The sequence below is a fragment of the Enterobacter sp. 01-M-03-SI-ECC genome (genome assembly GCF_047530215.1).
In the GTDB taxonomy this organism is placed as follows: Bacteria; Pseudomonadota; Gammaproteobacteria; order Enterobacterales; family Enterobacteriaceae; genus Enterobacter; species Enterobacter chengduensis.
Genome location: NZ_JBLKDA010000053.1, coordinates 1 through 13,536, shown reverse-complemented (window position 1 = coordinate 13,536; position 13,536 = coordinate 1). Strand labels below are relative to the sequence as shown.

13 protein-coding genes and 1 pseudogene are annotated in these 13,536 nt (G+C 50.8%); 5 read left to right on the top strand and 9 right to left on the bottom strand.

All coding sequences use genetic code 11. The features are described 5' to 3' along the window. Positions 1 to 152: 152 nt before the first annotated feature. Positions 153 to 466: pseudogene (locus ACMWKK_RS24970) on the bottom strand (Tn3 family transposase); the annotation flags it as partial. A gap of 26 nt (positions 467 to 492) precedes the next feature. Continuing rightward, positions 493 to 1,245 (bottom strand): alpha/beta hydrolase family protein, encoded by a 753-nt coding sequence (locus ACMWKK_RS24965; RefSeq protein ID WP_004729622.1) that lies wholly within the window; start codon positions 1,243 to 1,245, stop codon positions 493 to 495. Positions 1,246 to 1,485: 240 nt separating this feature from the next. Here ACMWKK_RS24965 and ACMWKK_RS24960 point away from each other — a divergent pair, with 240 nt between their 5' ends. After that, complete coding sequence (locus ACMWKK_RS24960) at positions 1,486 to 2,355, top strand: DMT family transporter (protein WP_001567390.1); 870 nt, start codon at positions 1,486 to 1,488, stop codon at positions 2,353 to 2,355. A gap of 133 nt (positions 2,356 to 2,488) precedes the next feature. Continuing rightward, the gene (locus tag ACMWKK_RS24955; protein WP_023287190.1) at positions 2,489 to 3,712 is read left to right on the top strand and encodes a MalY/PatB family protein; all 1,224 of its coding nucleotides are present in this window, start codon (positions 2,489 to 2,491) and stop codon (positions 3,710 to 3,712) included. Positions 3,713 to 3,897: 185 nt separating this feature from the next. Here ACMWKK_RS24955 and ACMWKK_RS24950 read toward each other — a convergent pair whose 3' ends face one another. From ACMWKK_RS24950 to ACMWKK_RS24940, 3 genes are all read right to left on the bottom strand, one after another. Further along, on the bottom strand, positions 3,898 to 4,671 hold the full coding sequence (locus tag ACMWKK_RS24950) for an SDR family NAD(P)-dependent oxidoreductase (protein WP_004729618.1): 774 nt from the start codon (positions 4,669 to 4,671) through the stop codon (positions 3,898 to 3,900). Between the two features lie 65 nt (positions 4,672 to 4,736). Beyond that, complete coding sequence (locus ACMWKK_RS24945) at positions 4,737 to 5,438, bottom strand: DsbA family oxidoreductase (RefSeq protein ID WP_001194072.1); 702 nt, start codon at positions 5,436 to 5,438, stop codon at positions 4,737 to 4,739. A gap of 65 nt (positions 5,439 to 5,503) precedes the next feature. Beyond that, a complete protein-coding gene (locus ACMWKK_RS24940) occupies positions 5,504 to 6,610 on the bottom strand; it encodes an alkene reductase (protein ID WP_047064068.1) in 1,107 nt (368 codons plus the stop codon). Positions 6,611 to 6,823: 213 nt separating this feature from the next. On the opposite strand from ACMWKK_RS24940, the gene ACMWKK_RS24935 reads away from it, so the two are divergent. After that, the gene (locus tag ACMWKK_RS24935) at positions 6,824 to 7,153 is read left to right on the top strand and encodes a thioredoxin family protein (RefSeq protein WP_021242987.1); all 330 of its coding nucleotides are present in this window, start codon (positions 6,824 to 6,826) and stop codon (positions 7,151 to 7,153) included. Positions 7,154 to 7,182: 29 nt separating this feature from the next. Here the strand turns inward: ACMWKK_RS24935 and ACMWKK_RS24930 are convergent, their stop codons facing one another. From ACMWKK_RS24930 to ACMWKK_RS24915, 4 genes are all read right to left on the bottom strand, one after another. Next, on the bottom strand, positions 7,183 to 7,521 hold the full coding sequence (locus ACMWKK_RS24930) for a carboxymuconolactone decarboxylase family protein (protein ID WP_021242988.1): 339 nt from the start codon (positions 7,519 to 7,521) through the stop codon (positions 7,183 to 7,185). A gap of 4 nt (positions 7,522 to 7,525) precedes the next feature. Continuing rightward, a complete protein-coding gene (locus ACMWKK_RS24925) occupies positions 7,526 to 8,107 on the bottom strand; it encodes a TetR/AcrR family transcriptional regulator (protein WP_020277920.1) in 582 nt (193 codons plus the stop codon). Between the two features lie 141 nt (positions 8,108 to 8,248). After that, positions 8,249 to 8,806, bottom strand: coding sequence for an OsmC family protein (locus ACMWKK_RS24920; protein ID WP_000108589.1), 558 nt, complete (start codon positions 8,804 to 8,806; stop codon positions 8,249 to 8,251). Positions 8,807 to 8,990: 184 nt separating this feature from the next. After that, positions 8,991 to 9,575 carry a recombinase family protein gene (locus tag ACMWKK_RS24915; protein WP_012695450.1) on the bottom strand — a complete coding sequence of 195 codons (585 nt, stop codon included), beginning with the start codon at positions 9,573 to 9,575 and terminating at the stop codon, positions 8,991 to 8,993. 159 nt (positions 9,576 to 9,734) lie between these two features. On the opposite strand from ACMWKK_RS24915, the gene ACMWKK_RS24910 reads away from it, so the two are divergent. Together ACMWKK_RS24910 and ACMWKK_RS24905 are read left to right on the top strand one after the other, a co-directional pair. Next, positions 9,735 to 12,719, top strand: coding sequence for a Tn3 family transposase (locus ACMWKK_RS24910; RefSeq protein ID WP_032666414.1), 2,985 nt, complete (start codon positions 9,735 to 9,737; stop codon positions 12,717 to 12,719). Positions 12,720 to 12,797: 78 nt separating this feature from the next. Further along, positions 12,798 to 13,536, top strand: a 739-nt coding sequence (locus tag ACMWKK_RS24905) for an IS110-like element IS4321 family transposase (protein ID WP_032249613.1), incomplete at its 3' end; no start/stop codon positions are given.

Genomic DNA, 13,536 nt, shown 5'->3' with positions numbered 1-13,536 from the left:
ATATGGAAAGAGTTCTTACCCAGATCGATACCAATAAGCGCAATGTTTTCCATGATGGTTCTCCGAATGAAAGCCTGTCCTCAGCATAGTACTGGGAAGGAGGGAGTGACCATCTCATTAATTATCCCACGCTAAGACTATATTTTGTACAGCAGTGGAGAAGGATGAGAGACCAGCAGTTCATTAACAGGGACTCCTTTTTGCTTAAGCGGCTCAATGGTTCTTTCTATATAAACCGTATTCCAGAGTGTTATCGCCGCCGTATGTAGTGTCAGCGCCGGTGGCGTGGTAACGCTGATCCTCCCACCCCCAGATCCCTGATTTCATTCAGCCGGTGCATGAAGGATGCTCGCCCAAGGGCCTCACCCTTATTCAGCCCCGCCTGTATGCATCGGCCTAAGCCTTTATCGCAAAATCAGTCCAGCATAAACAGCGTCCGATCTCTGCAGAAAATCGCCCTCTGCGCTACGAGTTTGAACGCATTTACTCTGTTTATAGGTAACATTCGCTCCACGATATAATGATATCGGCAACGTATTCAGCATCCTGAGCATGAGTCAGAAGGTGATCCGCCTTACCCAACGAAATGAAACTCTTGGGATGCTTTGCTGCTTTGAATATTTTTTCGGCCTGCTCAATTAACACAGTATCATCTTCAGTCGCATGAAAAATAAGCAGAGGCTTGTTCATGGCGAACACCTTATGAGCGATTTTGTGTTCCTGAATATTGTCCAGCATCTGTTTCTTTAAGGTAAATACCCGCCCGGCCAGCTCAACGGGATAGGCTCCATGCTGGTTAATGTTTTCAACATCATCCTTAAAAAGACGTTTTACGTGTGTCAGTTCTCCGGGTGATCCTATGGTGACAACGGCCTTTGCCTCAGGAACTTCGCCGGCAATAGACAGAATGGCCGATCCCCCCAGGCTATGGCCGATGAGCAAAGAAGGCGCTTCGTACTGTCGGCGGAGATAATCTACCGCGCAAAGCAGGTCCGAAATATTGGATGAGAAGTTGGTGTTGGAAAAATCCCCTTCGCTGTTTCCCAGACCAGTAAAATCAAACCGGAGAACGGCGATAGCATTCTCTGTCAGTTTCCGCGCAATACGCGCCGCGCCTTTGAGGTCTTTGCCACACGTAAAACAATGAGCTAACAGCGCAAACGCTTTAGGATTTTCAGGAAGTTCAAGCAATCCGGCCAGTTCTTCACCAGCCGCATTTTTGAACGTAAATTTTAGTTTTTTCATAGGATATTCCAGGTCTTAAACTGATTTCATATGTTTGATCGCAGGGAAAAATAATCTTCTGCTCTGCATCTGGCATTACGCGTTTTCCTTCCTCTACTGGGGATGTGAAACAGAATTCATTCCGAATGCCTGTCCTCACCTTCCAGTTTGAAAGCTGATTATTGCTTCCTGTTCGGTGATCACTTACGCTATGCTACCAACTAGATGGTAGTTTACAAGAATTTTATGAGGTCTCACTGAATGGCCAATTGCGCGCTCATTCTTAAAATATCCCTGGCAATGCTGGCGTTTGCTGCAAACTCTATTCTGTGCCGTCTGGCCCTGCAGGGAGGCCACATTGATCCCCTTTCATTCAGCAGCCTCAGGCTGGCCAGTGGTGCACTCGTCCTGTCACCTTTCTTGTTTTATCACGCAAAAACTACATTATCGCTGTGGCGTCCGCTGAGCGGATTTTACCTCATGGTGTACGCAGTGCTCTTCTCTGTCGCCTATATCCATCTCGATACCGGGGCAGGTGCGCTGTTACTTTTTGGTGCCGTACAGTTTGCGATGGTGATCCACGGATTATTTAAAGGGGAATCACTCTCCGTTATGCGGGCTTGCGGTTTAGTTATTGCTCTGGCAGGAATTGCTGCCCTGCTGTTACCCGGGGCGAAGGCACCGCCGCTTTACAGTGCACTTATGATGATCGTTGCCGGATTAGCCTGGGCCGCCTATTCCGTCAGGGGGAGGGCGGGCCAGGCGGCCGGGGCTTCAACGGCGGCAAATTTTGTACTCGCCACGCCGATGGCTCTCGCTCTTTCGTTGCTGTTTATGAAGCAGGGTCACTATGATGCTGCGGGCATTGCTTTGTCATTGCTGTCCGGTGCCGCCGCCTCAGCCGGTGCATATGTATTGTGGTATACCCTTTTACCCTCTCTCGGCTCTATCACCGCCAGTACCCTTCAGCTCAGCGTTCCCTGTCTGGCAATGCTAGGGGGTGTGGTATTCCTGGATGAATCACTGACGGTCAGAACGATATTTTCTGCCCTGGCGGTGCTGACTGGCATTGTGATGGTGACACGCGAGAAATCCCCCCGTCAGTCGATGACAAAGGCGAGAGAACCTTAATAACGCAATTAATTCATGCAGTTGTGATGATTCTCTTATGTTAATCACACGAGCCAGTTTTCCCGCTCCGGCATCAGACTGACAGTAATACTGAGGTCGACGTTTCTGACTACACCTAAGGCAGGTTTATGAAATGAAATATGATTTTGATGAGTACGTAAGCAGAGAGAAAACAGACAGTCTCACCGTGGACGGCTGGCGGGAATACCTGTTTTCGGGACAGTCCGAATTTGCAATGCGGTATCCGGCAGAAGGGCTAATCAACCTCTGGGTTGCTGACATGGCTTTTGCCACACCAGAGCCGATTCTTCAGGCCATCAGAGACCGTCTGGATAGAAAAATACTCGGCTACACTAAAATCTACGACGAAGAATACTATGAGATCTTTGGCAGCTGGTGTGAGCGACAATATGGTCACCGTTTCAAAACGGAAGACATTGTGCTGTCTCCGGGCATTATTCCCGCGCTGAACCGTCTCGTCCCGCTTCTGACCGACATGGATGACAGTATTCTTATTATGACGCCTTCATATGGCCCGTTTAAAAAGGCGGGTGAATACAGTCAGCGTCGCGTGGTGTACTCGGCGTTAAAAAAATCAGCAGGCGGCTGGGAACCTGACTGGGAAGACTTTGCACGCAAAGCCAGTCAGGCCGATTTACGTGTGAAAATTCTTTTCCTGTGTAATCCGCATAACCCGACCGGACGAGTCTGGCGGCCTGATGAACTTAAGCGGATTATTGAAATTTGCCTGGCCAATGACATCTGGGTGATATCTGACGAAATTCACTGCGACCTGTCCCGAAGCGGTATCGGTCATACACCGGCCGCCTCTCTTTTCCCTGATTCTACACGCATTATTACCTGCATGTCCTCGAGTAAAACATTCAATCTGGCCGGGAATTTGTTGGCAAATATCATTATTCCGGATCCCGGTGTCAGAAGCGAGTGGCGTCTCAGACACGACGAGTTCATCTCTCCACTGAGCCTGGCAGCAAACAAAGCGGCGTGGAGTGAATGTGATGACTGGCTTGTCCATCTGAGGGAATATATTGACGGCAATTTCCAGTACCTGCACGACTATCTCAAAAGCTATTTACCCGAAACCAGGTTCTCGATCCCCGAAGGGACATATCTGGCCTGGATAGATATTAGCCGCTACCTGCCCGACACCGCAGGTGAGGATTTATCGCTGTATTTTGCCCGGGAGTCAGGGGTCCTTCTTGAAGGGGGCTTGCTGTTTGTCGACAATGGGGACGGATATATCCGGTTAAATCTGGCCTGCCCACGGAGTATGCTGACAGCAGGGATGAAAAGAATTTCACAGGTACTGCGGATACCGGCTCCTCATCGTGTATAACCCCTTTCTCTCTGGCCGTTTTGTCCTGTCAGGATGTCGTCAGAACCCGGCATAACACCCTGTGCCGGGAACACAAAAGGCACGGATGAACAGGTCGTGAATATTCTTAGTGAAGCCTGCTGATGACATGTCTGGCGACAAAAAAATGCCGCCCTTAAGGGGCGGCTTATGCCAGCGTCACGGGGTTATCGTCTGACCGCCATGATGCCCGCATCGACATCCCAGATAGCGCCCGTCACCCATGAGGTTTTGTCAGACAACAGGAAGAGAATAGTGTTTGCCACATCTTCGGCAGTTCCGACGCGTCCCAGCGGGTGGAAATCGTTCAGCGACTTCATAGCATCTGCGATATCCGCTTTGTCCATGAAGCCTTCGTATATCGGCGTATGAACAATCCCGGGAGACACCGCGTTGACACGAATACCCGCGCTGGCCAGCTCAATCGCCAGATTACGCGTCAGGGCATGCAGACCCGCTTTTGCCATTGAATAGGCCGAGGCCGGCGAGTCACCCAGTGCAGCCTGAGCACCAATCGAACCGACGTTGACGATAGACCCTTCGAGCTTCGCGGCGAGCATGTTCTTCACGACATCCTGTGTAATAAAGAACGTGGCTCGGTTCAGCGAAAGATACATGTCATAATCGGCAAAGCTGTGCTCGGTAAATCCTTTGGGCATGAAGATACCGGCGGCATTCACCATCAGGCTGATATCGCGATGGTGAGCATTAATTTCCTGACGGATAGTTTCCATACCTTCTTCGGTCATCAGGTTCGCCGCGATGACCGCAACCGGTCCCAGAGGGCTCAGTTCTTTTTGCACCGCTTCGGCTTTGTCTTTTTTATTCCCGGTCAGCACGACACTGCCGCCCGCTTCCAGTACCATGCGTGCCACGGCCAGGCCCATGCCGCTGGTACCGCCGACGACGAGCAGTTTTTTACCTTTGAAAAAAGTGTTCATTTTCTGACTCCATTACTGGTGGGTAAGACGTTGCCGGCAGCGTGAAACTGCCGGCGGTTGACGGATTAAATACTGCAGCCATCCGTTCCGCAGGTCTGACCCGCAGTGGCTGAAAATTCGGTTTGCTGTTCATCCCAGACCTGACGCAGGGCATTCAAAAAGTTATCTGCTGCCTGAGCCCCGCTGATGGCATATTTTTCGTTCATCACAAAAACCGGAACGCCGCTGAGGCCAATAGACTGTGCGTGGGCTTCATCGTCGGAAACGGTGGCGCGAAAATCGTCATTTTCCAGGGCGGCTTCAGCGTCAGCTTTCGGCATACCGGCTTCTACGGCCATGGCAACGAGCTGCTGACGGTCAAAGAGAGAGCGACCTTCGGTGATACTGCCATGATAAAAACGTTCTTCCACCGCGTCCGCAATTCCGGCCTTACGCGCGGCAACCAGCAGGGTGTGTGCATCTTCTGTATCACCAAACATCATGCCGTCGAAGTTGTAGATCAGACCTTCAGATTTACCGGCGGTGCCCACCTGATTCATCATCAGCTCCGCTGAATGCTGACTGCCCAGCTTTTTAACGATGGCATCCTTAAAAGGCATCGCGGGAGTACCACCGGCCAGACGGTAGCTGTGATGGCGGATCACCACCTGGTCGCGAAATTCAAAGCGATTCAGACCCTGTTCAAATCTTTTTTTAGCAATCCAGCACCACGGGCAGACCAAATCTGACCAGATATCGATGGTAAGGGTGGGTTTCAGCGTTTGCATAATGATTCCTCAAAGACGTTGGGCGGTCGGATCTCACTTATCAGAGAACCGCGACCGTATGGGATTTATTGCGCCTGCCAGACCGGGTAATCGGTATAGCCTTTTTCCGGGGAACCACTGACGCCGTAGTAGGTGGCGCGGTCACTTTCTGCCAGTGGCCAGCCGTTTTGCATTCTTTCAACCAGATCCGGGTTAGCGATGTAGGGCACACCAAATGCCACCAGATCCAGCTCATCATCTTCCAGAGCCTGCTCTGCGATATCACGGGTAAAACCGCCGGCAGCGATGATGGTGCCTTTAAACGTGTTGCGAAAACGGCGGCGGAAGCCTTCCGGAAGTGGCGCTTTGATGTACACCGGCTGATAGTAAAGGTGTACGTAGGCCAGTTCCCGCTGACCGAGCGCGTCGGTGATGGCTGACCAGGTTTGCTCTTCACCTTCATACGGCGCGAGGTCATAAATGCGGCCGAACGGTGACAGGCGCACGGCAACGTGGCTGTTACCCACGGCTTCCGCCACGGCGTCAATGGTCTCCAGCAGGAAACGCTGACGATTTTCCACCGAGCCGCCGTATTCGTCGGTGCGGGTGTTCAGTTCGCTACTGAGGAACTGGTCAAAGATGAATCCGTTTGCCGCCATGATTTCCACGCCGTCAAAGCCGGCTTCCACCGCCAGGCGTGCGGAGTGCACGAAGTCTGCAGTGATGCGTTTAACTTCATGCGTTTCCAGCGCGCGTGGCTGGCTTGGTACAACCGGGCCCGGTTCTCCGGATTCGGTCAGCGCAAAAACGGTGGTATTGACCGCCTGAACGGTGCCCGCTGAAACCGGCGCTATGTGGCCTGGCTGAAGAGAGACGTGAGACATACGGCCGACGTGCCAGAGCTGCGCGAAAATACGGCCACCTTTGGCGTGAACCGCTTGTGTCACCTTACGCCAGCCCTGGACGTGTTCGTCGTTGTAGATACCAGGGGTATAAAGGTAACCCCGGCCTTCTTCTGAAACCGGCATCCCTTCGGTGATGAGCAGGCCAGCAGAAGCACGCTGTGCATAGTACAAAGCCACGACCTCATCCGGCACGTCATTCATGGTGCGGGTGCGGGTCATCGGTGCCATGACTACACGGTTTTTTAACGCCAGGCCAGACAGATTGTAGGGGGTGAAAAGCTTACTCATCGTATACCTCACAAAAAACAAAAAGGAGTATCCCGGCAGGGATTTGCACAGCCCGGCAGTATCATCGACTGGACGTCGCGCACTGGAGTTGCATAAACATCTGATGGGTGGCAATATACCAACCATCTAGTAGGTAGGTCAATGGCTGTGTCGTATTTTTTTGTCATAACGCAGCCATTTCTGAATTGTCACTCATTTTGCGAGGTCATCACCATGCGTACATTAACAGCTTATAACGAAGATAATTTCCGCCAGATAGAGCAGTACAACGGAATATCGGTGGTACGTTTCTCTGCACCCTGGTGTCCGCCCTGTCAGGCCAGCGAAGAAATGTTCAGTCAGTTTGCAGACCGGCTCGATAGAGATATTCAGGTGGGGAAAGTCAATGTAGATCAGGCGCCGGTGCTGACAACCAAATACGAGATCTGGGGGCTGCCGTCTGTGCTGATATTTCATGAAGGGCAATTAGTTAAACGCATACCGGGTGTGAAACCTGCATCGGTATATGCTCAGGCTATTGCGGACATAAAAAAAGGGCAGTAATGCCCTTTTAACGTGGAATTTATTAATGCTTAACCGCGTGCCTGACCGACGGCATCCAGAGTGCGGGCTGAATAAATGACCGCCGCGCCAGCGTTGAGGTTAATCGCCACGCCCAGCGCTTCAGCAATTTCAGCGTCGGTTGCACCGGCTTTCACAGCGGCGTCGGCGTGAAAAGCAATACAGCCGTCGCAGTGGGTTGTGACTGCGCACGCCAGGGCAATGAGTTCACGCACTTTTGCGCCCAAAAGGTCAGTTTTGTTACCTGCGTTGCCCAGGGCAACCACGCCTTTCATGGTCTCGGGGGTCAGTTTGCCCAACTCGCCTAAACGTTGCATTAACTCTGAGCGATAGTTGTTCCAGTCCAGCATAGTGTCATTCTCCTGAATGAGGGGTATTAAGAAGCAGTTTTATATACTTAAGGCTGTTGGCGAAGACTTCGGGTCTGGCCGTTGCATGCGCCACTACGCTTGAGCCTTCACAGACATTAATGATCATCAAAGCAATATCTGATGGTTCGGCATGGGATGAAAACTCACCTGACTCCATGCCCGCCCTGACGACTTTTGTGAGCCACTCGATTTGCATATCGAAATAAAGTGATGTCTGTACAGTAATTGCCTGAGGCAGATTGGCGGTCTCTGCTGACAACGCACAACACAGTGGCAGTAGCGAAGCTTTATGGCTTTGCGCGAAGATATCGATGTAAGCCGCAATTCTTCTCTCCGCGCTTTTCTCAGTCGCCTCTATCTGCTCAAATACGCGTTGTGTATCAGAGAACGCCTGTATTACCACCTGCTCACCCAGAATATCTTTGGTCGGGAAATGGTGATGAATACTGGCCTTGGTGATACCCACTATTTTTGATAAATCAGCATAGCTGAATACTGAATACCCTTTTTCGCGCATCAGGTGTTCTGCTTCGCTGAGCAGCCGTTCCCGTGTCATGGTTGTCATAATTACTCCATATAATCTACTAGTTGATAGATTATATTGTTGCTATTTTTCCGTAGCAAGTTGTATCACTGACTCAGTATCGTGCAGAGCTGAACGTCACTGCCATCCTGCATTCTGAATGGCAGCATTACATCTCTGACATCACGCCAGGCGTGTAATCATTTCAACCGGATTAGCCAGAGTATCGTGGATTGGCGAATTCTTTTGCATTTCGCTGACCAGCGCTTCTAACTCCTCGCGACTGGCGGTCTTGCTCGTAAGGTGAACATCGACGCGAATAGATTTCGCACCTTTACGCACGTTGCTGTCCAGCCCAAGGAAGCCGTTGAGGTTGATATCGAAATTAAGATCCAGCTCGATACCGTCCAGGTCGATCCCTTTTTCAGCAGCCATCATGGTAAGGGTGGCGGTATAACAGCCAGCCAGCGCCTGCATGATGTATTCAGTCGGGCTCATGCCGGTATCGGTGCCGAGTAAACCTGCGGGTTCATCACCGATATTAGAAAATTTCCCCACACGGCTGGTATCGATAACGCCGTTCTGGATTGTGGCGCCGGTCTCTGTGCGAACGGTTAATCCGCCGCTGGAACGGGCTTTCATCTGGAAAGTCAGGTTACCCAGGCCAGGCTGGCTGCGAACTGCTTCACGGGTATTGTGGATCGCAGCTGCGTCTGCAGAAGGTTTAACGGTAGTAGACATAATGGCTCCTGTAATTTCTTGATAAAAGGTATAGCTGGTGTAACCAGCACCAATCATCTAGTTGGTAGATTAGTGTCGCGAACCTCTTTTGTCTACTCTTTTATAAAAAATAGGGGGAAAAGAACCCAGCAGGCTGTTTTATTTCATAATAACCATTTGATTTTTTTATAATCTTCCCAGCCGCTCACTCTTGCAGCAATCCAGCCTTTACCCGAAGGATAGTCTGGCGGGTGGTATTAAATTCCCGGGCAATAGCACTGATACTGATGCCAGCATTTAGGCGCTCTGTCACTGTTTGCTTTTGTTCCTCGCTCAGGATGGGGGGGCGACCGAAGCGTTTTCCAGCCGCTTTTGCCCTCGCAATACCTGAATACGTTCGCTCAAGCAGCAAATCCCGCTCAAACTCCGCTACAGCAGAAATTACCTGCATAGTCATTTTTCCGGCCGGACTGGTCAAGTCAACGCCTCCGAGTGCGAGACAATGAACGCGAATATCTAAAGCCGCCAGTTGCTCTACTGTTTTTCGGATATCCATCGCATTACGACCCAGACGGTCAAGTTTGGTGACAATCAGTACATCCCCATTTTCCATGCGATCTAGCAACCGGATAAATCCGGGGCGTTCGCTGGCAGCAACCGAGCCACTGATATGCTCCTCAATAAGTCGTTGGGATCTGATGGCAAAACCCGCCGCTTCAATTTCACGACGCTGGTTTTCTGTGGTCTGTTCCAGAGTTGAGACCCTGCAGTAGGCAAAAACACGTGACATGGGAAACTTTCCGTACGAAATGGATGTCCGAATTATAACGTGTGTCCGAAATTAATTTCACTAAGTTTCGGACATGTGCTGTAAGTGGTGTACGAAACCGACCGGTTTCGGTCACAGCGAACAAATAACAGATGAAAACTATACGCGAGGGAGGCATTTATGCCACGGCGACAGATACTGAGCAGCGAAGAGCAGGAACGCTTACTGGTTATACCAGATGATGAAATTATTCTGACCCGAATGTGTTTTCTGAACGAACCGGATATTGCGCTCATTAATAAGCACCGAAGGCCAGCGAATCGCCTGGGCTTTGCTGTATTACTCTGTTATCTGCGTGGACCTGGATTTATTCCGGACAAAAGCAGTGCTCCTCACAATGGCGTTGTATCCAGGGTTGCTTCCCGACTGAAACTTCAGCCTGATTTATGGCCGGAATATGCATCCAGAGAGCAAACCCGCTGGGAACATCTGACCGAACTTTATCGCTACCTGGAACTATCCCCGTTCAGCCGGTCAATGCAAAAAGACTGTATCCGTCATCTGCACCCCTATGCCATGCGAACTGACAAAGGATTTATGCTGGCGGAAGAAATGCTCAGCTGGCTACATAACAATAATGTTATTTTCCCTTCTGTTGAAGTGATCGAACGGACGCTTGCCGAAGTCGTCACGCTCGCTAACAGATCGGTATTTTCGACACTTACCGCGCAACTGGAAAAGCAGCATAAATCAGCACTCGACAGCCTGCTCATATCAGAGGGTGAACAACCTTCCCGTCTGGCATGGCTGCTACAGCCTCCGGGTAAAATAAACGGTAAAAATGTGCTGCAACATATCGACCGGCTTAATTCCATCGCTGCGCTGGGGTTGCCTGATGGTATTGCACTTTCCGTTCACCAGAACAGGTTGCTTAAACTGGCGCGTGAGGGCCGGAAAATGAGCAGCAGGGACCTGGCAAAATTCACCGATGTCAGACGTTACGCTACGCTGGTTTGTATAATAACAGAGGCCAGGGCCACCCTGACTGACGAAGTGATTGATCTGCACGAGCGTATCCTGGGTAGTCTGTTCAGCAGGGCAAAACGCACGCAGGCCGAACGGCTCCAGCAAACGAGAAAGCTTATTCAGAGCAAGCTGAAGCAGTACGTTACCGTCGGGCAGGCGTTACTTAACGCCAGAGAATCCGGGGAAGATCCCTGGACTGCAATAGAAGATGTCCTTCCCTGGCAGGAATTCATCAACAGCGTGGAAGAAACGCGGTTTCTTTCCCGTAAGGGCAATTTCGACGCGCTTCATCTGATCACCGAAAAATACAGTACGTTGCGTAAATATGCCCCGCGTATGCTGTCAGCATTGCAGTTCATGGCGACACCTGCGGCGCAGGCGCTCAGCGATGCGCTGGACACCATAACGGAAATGTACCGTAAACAACTTCGTAAAGTGCCGCCATCAGCGCCAACAGGGTTTATCCCTGAAAGCTGGCGAAAACTGGTGCTCACGCCTTCAGGCATCGACCGCAAGTACTACGAGTTTTGCGTACTGAATGAACTCAAGGGTGCATTACGTTCCGGTGATATCTGGGTAAAAGGATCGCGCCGCTACAAAAATTTTGATGATTATCTCATCCCGACTGCTGAGTTTGAGAAATCCCGACATAATGACCAGTTACAGTTGGCCGTTCAGACCGATAGCCAGGCATACCTTCAGGCCCGTATGACTCTTCTTGCATCTCGGCTGGAAGAAGTTAACGCGATGGCGCTTGCCGGTGATTTGCCCGATGTAGATATCTCAGATAAAGGCGTAAAAATCACTCCACTGGAGAACAGCGTTCCTTCAGGTGTTTCGCCCTTTGCAGATTTGGTCTATGGCATGCTTCCCCATCCGAAAATTACGGAGATACTGGAAGAAGTTGATAGCTGGACGGGATTTACGCGTCACTTCGCGCACCTCAAAAATAATAACGTCAGACCAAAAGACGGAAGACTGTTGCTGACCACCATTCTGGCTGACGGCATCAACCTTGGGCTGACAAAAATGGCGGAATCCTGCCCTGGGGCCACAAGATCGTCACTCGAAGGTATTCAGGCATGGTACATCAGGGATGAAACTTATTCAGCGGCACTGGCCGAGCTGGTCAACGCACAGAAAGAGCGGCCTCTGGCCGCATTCTGGGGCGACGGGACAACATCGTCGTCAGACGGGCAGAACTTTCGGGTAGGCAGTCACGGACGTTATGCCGGTCAGGTCAATCTTAAATATGGTCAGGAGCCGGGCGTGCAGATTTATACGCATATCTCAGACCAATACAGCCCGTTCTACGCCAAAGTGATCAGCCGGGTGCGCGACTCAACCCACGTGCTTGATGGCCTGCTGTACCATGAAAGCGATCTGGAAATTACCGAGCATTACACCGATACCGCAGGCTTCACTGAACATGTTTTCGCCCTGATGCACCTGCTGGGATTCGCTTTTGCGCCAAGGATCCGTGATCTTCATGACAAGCGGCTGTTTATTCATGGAAAGGCCGAGCGCTATCCGGGGCTTCAGTCTGTCATATCAACAACCTGCCTAAATATCAAAGACATTGAGTCGCACTGGGATGAGGTATTGCGCCTGGCAACCTCGATTAAGCAGGGGACAGTCACCGCATCACTGATGATGAAAAAGTTAGCCAGTTACCCAAAACAGAATGGACTTGCCAAAGCGCTGAGAGAGATTGGCCGCATCGAACGGACACTATTTATGCTGGACTGGTTCCGTGATCCCGGTCTGCGCCGACGCGTGCAGGCGGGGCTGAATAAGGGTGAGGCCCGTAATGCCCTTGCGCGAGCGGTCTTTTTGCACCGTCTGGGTGAAATAAGGGATCGTGGGCTGGAGAATCAGAGTTATCGCGCCAGCGGGCTGACATTACTGACAGCAGCGATCACGTTGTGGAACACGGTATATATAGAAAGAGCTATTGAGTCACTAAAACGAAAGGGTATCCCGATAAATGAGCAACTGGTCTCTCATCTTTCTCCCCTGGGCTGGGAACATATCAATCTGAGTGGAGATTACGTCTGGCGTAATAATCTTAAGCTGGGATCCGGAAAATACCGCTCATTACGTACAGTCGATACCGCTTTGTACAAAAAACAGTCTTAGCGTGGGATAATTAATGAGATGGTCACTCCCTCCTTCCCGGTACTATGCTGAGGACAGGCTTTCATTCGGAGAACTATCATGGAAAACATTGCGCTCATTGGTATCGATCTGGGTAAAAACTCTTTCCATATTCATTGCCAGGATCGTCGCGGGAAGGCTGTTTACCGTAAAAAATTTACCCGGCCAAAGTTGATCGAATTTTTGGCGACATGCCCCGCTACAACCATCGCAATGGAAGCCTGTGGCGGTTCTCACTTTATGGCACGCAAGTTGGAAGAGTTGGGGCATTCCCCAAAGCTGATATCACCACAATTTGTCCGCCCGTTCGTTAAAAGCAATAAAAACGACTTTGTCGACGCCGAAGCTATTTGTGAAGCTGCATCGCGTCCGTCTATGCGTTTTGTGCAGCCCAGAACGGAATCTCAGCAGGCAATGCGGGCTCTGCATCGTGTCCGTGAATCCCTGGTTCAGGATAAGGTAAAAACAACCAATCAAATGCATGCTTTTCTGCTGGAATTTGGCATTAGCGTTCCCCGAGGAGCTGCCGTTATTAGCCGACTGAGTACCATTCTTGAGGATAATAGTTTGCCTCTTTACCTCAGCCAGTTATTGCTGAAATTACAACAGCATTATCACTATCTTGTTGAGCAGATTAAAGATTTGGAATCCCAGTTGAAACGAAAGTTGGACGAAGATGAGGTTGGACAGCGCTTGCTGAGCATTCCCTGCGTCGGAACACTGACAGCGAGTACTATTTCAACTGAGATTGGCGACGGGAAGCAGTACGCCAGCAGCCGTGACTTTGCGGCGGCAACAG

What these genes read in the sequence shown, in the direction of transcription:
- ACMWKK_RS24925 (WP_020277920.1), bottom strand. Translation starts at nt 8,107, where the DNA reads ATGACAACCATGACACGGGAACGGCTGCTCAGCGAAGCAGAACACCTG.
- ACMWKK_RS24910 (WP_032666414.1), top strand. Translation starts at nt 9,735, where the DNA reads ATGCCACGGCGACAGATACTGAGCAGCGAAGAGCAGGAACGCTTACTG.
- ACMWKK_RS24955 (WP_023287190.1), top strand. Translation starts at nt 2,489, where the DNA reads ATGAAATATGATTTTGATGAGTACGTAAGCAGAGAGAAAACAGACAGT.
- ACMWKK_RS24935 (WP_021242987.1), top strand. Translation starts at nt 6,824, where the DNA reads ATGCGTACATTAACAGCTTATAACGAAGATAATTTCCGCCAGATAGAG.
- ACMWKK_RS24915 (WP_012695450.1), bottom strand. Translation starts at nt 9,575, where the DNA reads ATGTCACGTGTTTTTGCCTACTGCAGGGTCTCAACTCTGGAACAGACC.
- ACMWKK_RS24930 (WP_021242988.1), bottom strand. Translation starts at nt 7,521, where the DNA reads ATGCTGGACTGGAACAACTATCGCTCAGAGTTAATGCAACGTTTAGGC.
- ACMWKK_RS24965 (WP_004729622.1), bottom strand. Translation starts at nt 1,245, where the DNA reads ATGAAAAAACTAAAATTTACGTTCAAAAATGCGGCTGGTGAAGAACTG.
- ACMWKK_RS24920 (WP_000108589.1), bottom strand. Translation starts at nt 8,806, where the DNA reads ATGTCTACTACCGTTAAACCTTCTGCAGACGCAGCTGCGATCCACAAT.
- ACMWKK_RS24945 (WP_001194072.1), bottom strand. Translation starts at nt 5,438, where the DNA reads ATGCAAACGCTGAAACCCACCCTTACCATCGATATCTGGTCAGATTTG.
- ACMWKK_RS24950 (WP_004729618.1), bottom strand. Translation starts at nt 4,671, where the DNA reads ATGAACACTTTTTTCAAAGGTAAAAAACTGCTCGTCGTCGGCGGTACC.
- ACMWKK_RS24940 (WP_047064068.1), bottom strand. Translation starts at nt 6,610, where the DNA reads ATGAGTAAGCTTTTCACCCCCTACAATCTGTCTGGCCTGGCGTTAAAA.
- ACMWKK_RS24960 (WP_001567390.1), top strand. Translation starts at nt 1,486, where the DNA reads ATGGCCAATTGCGCGCTCATTCTTAAAATATCCCTGGCAATGCTGGCG.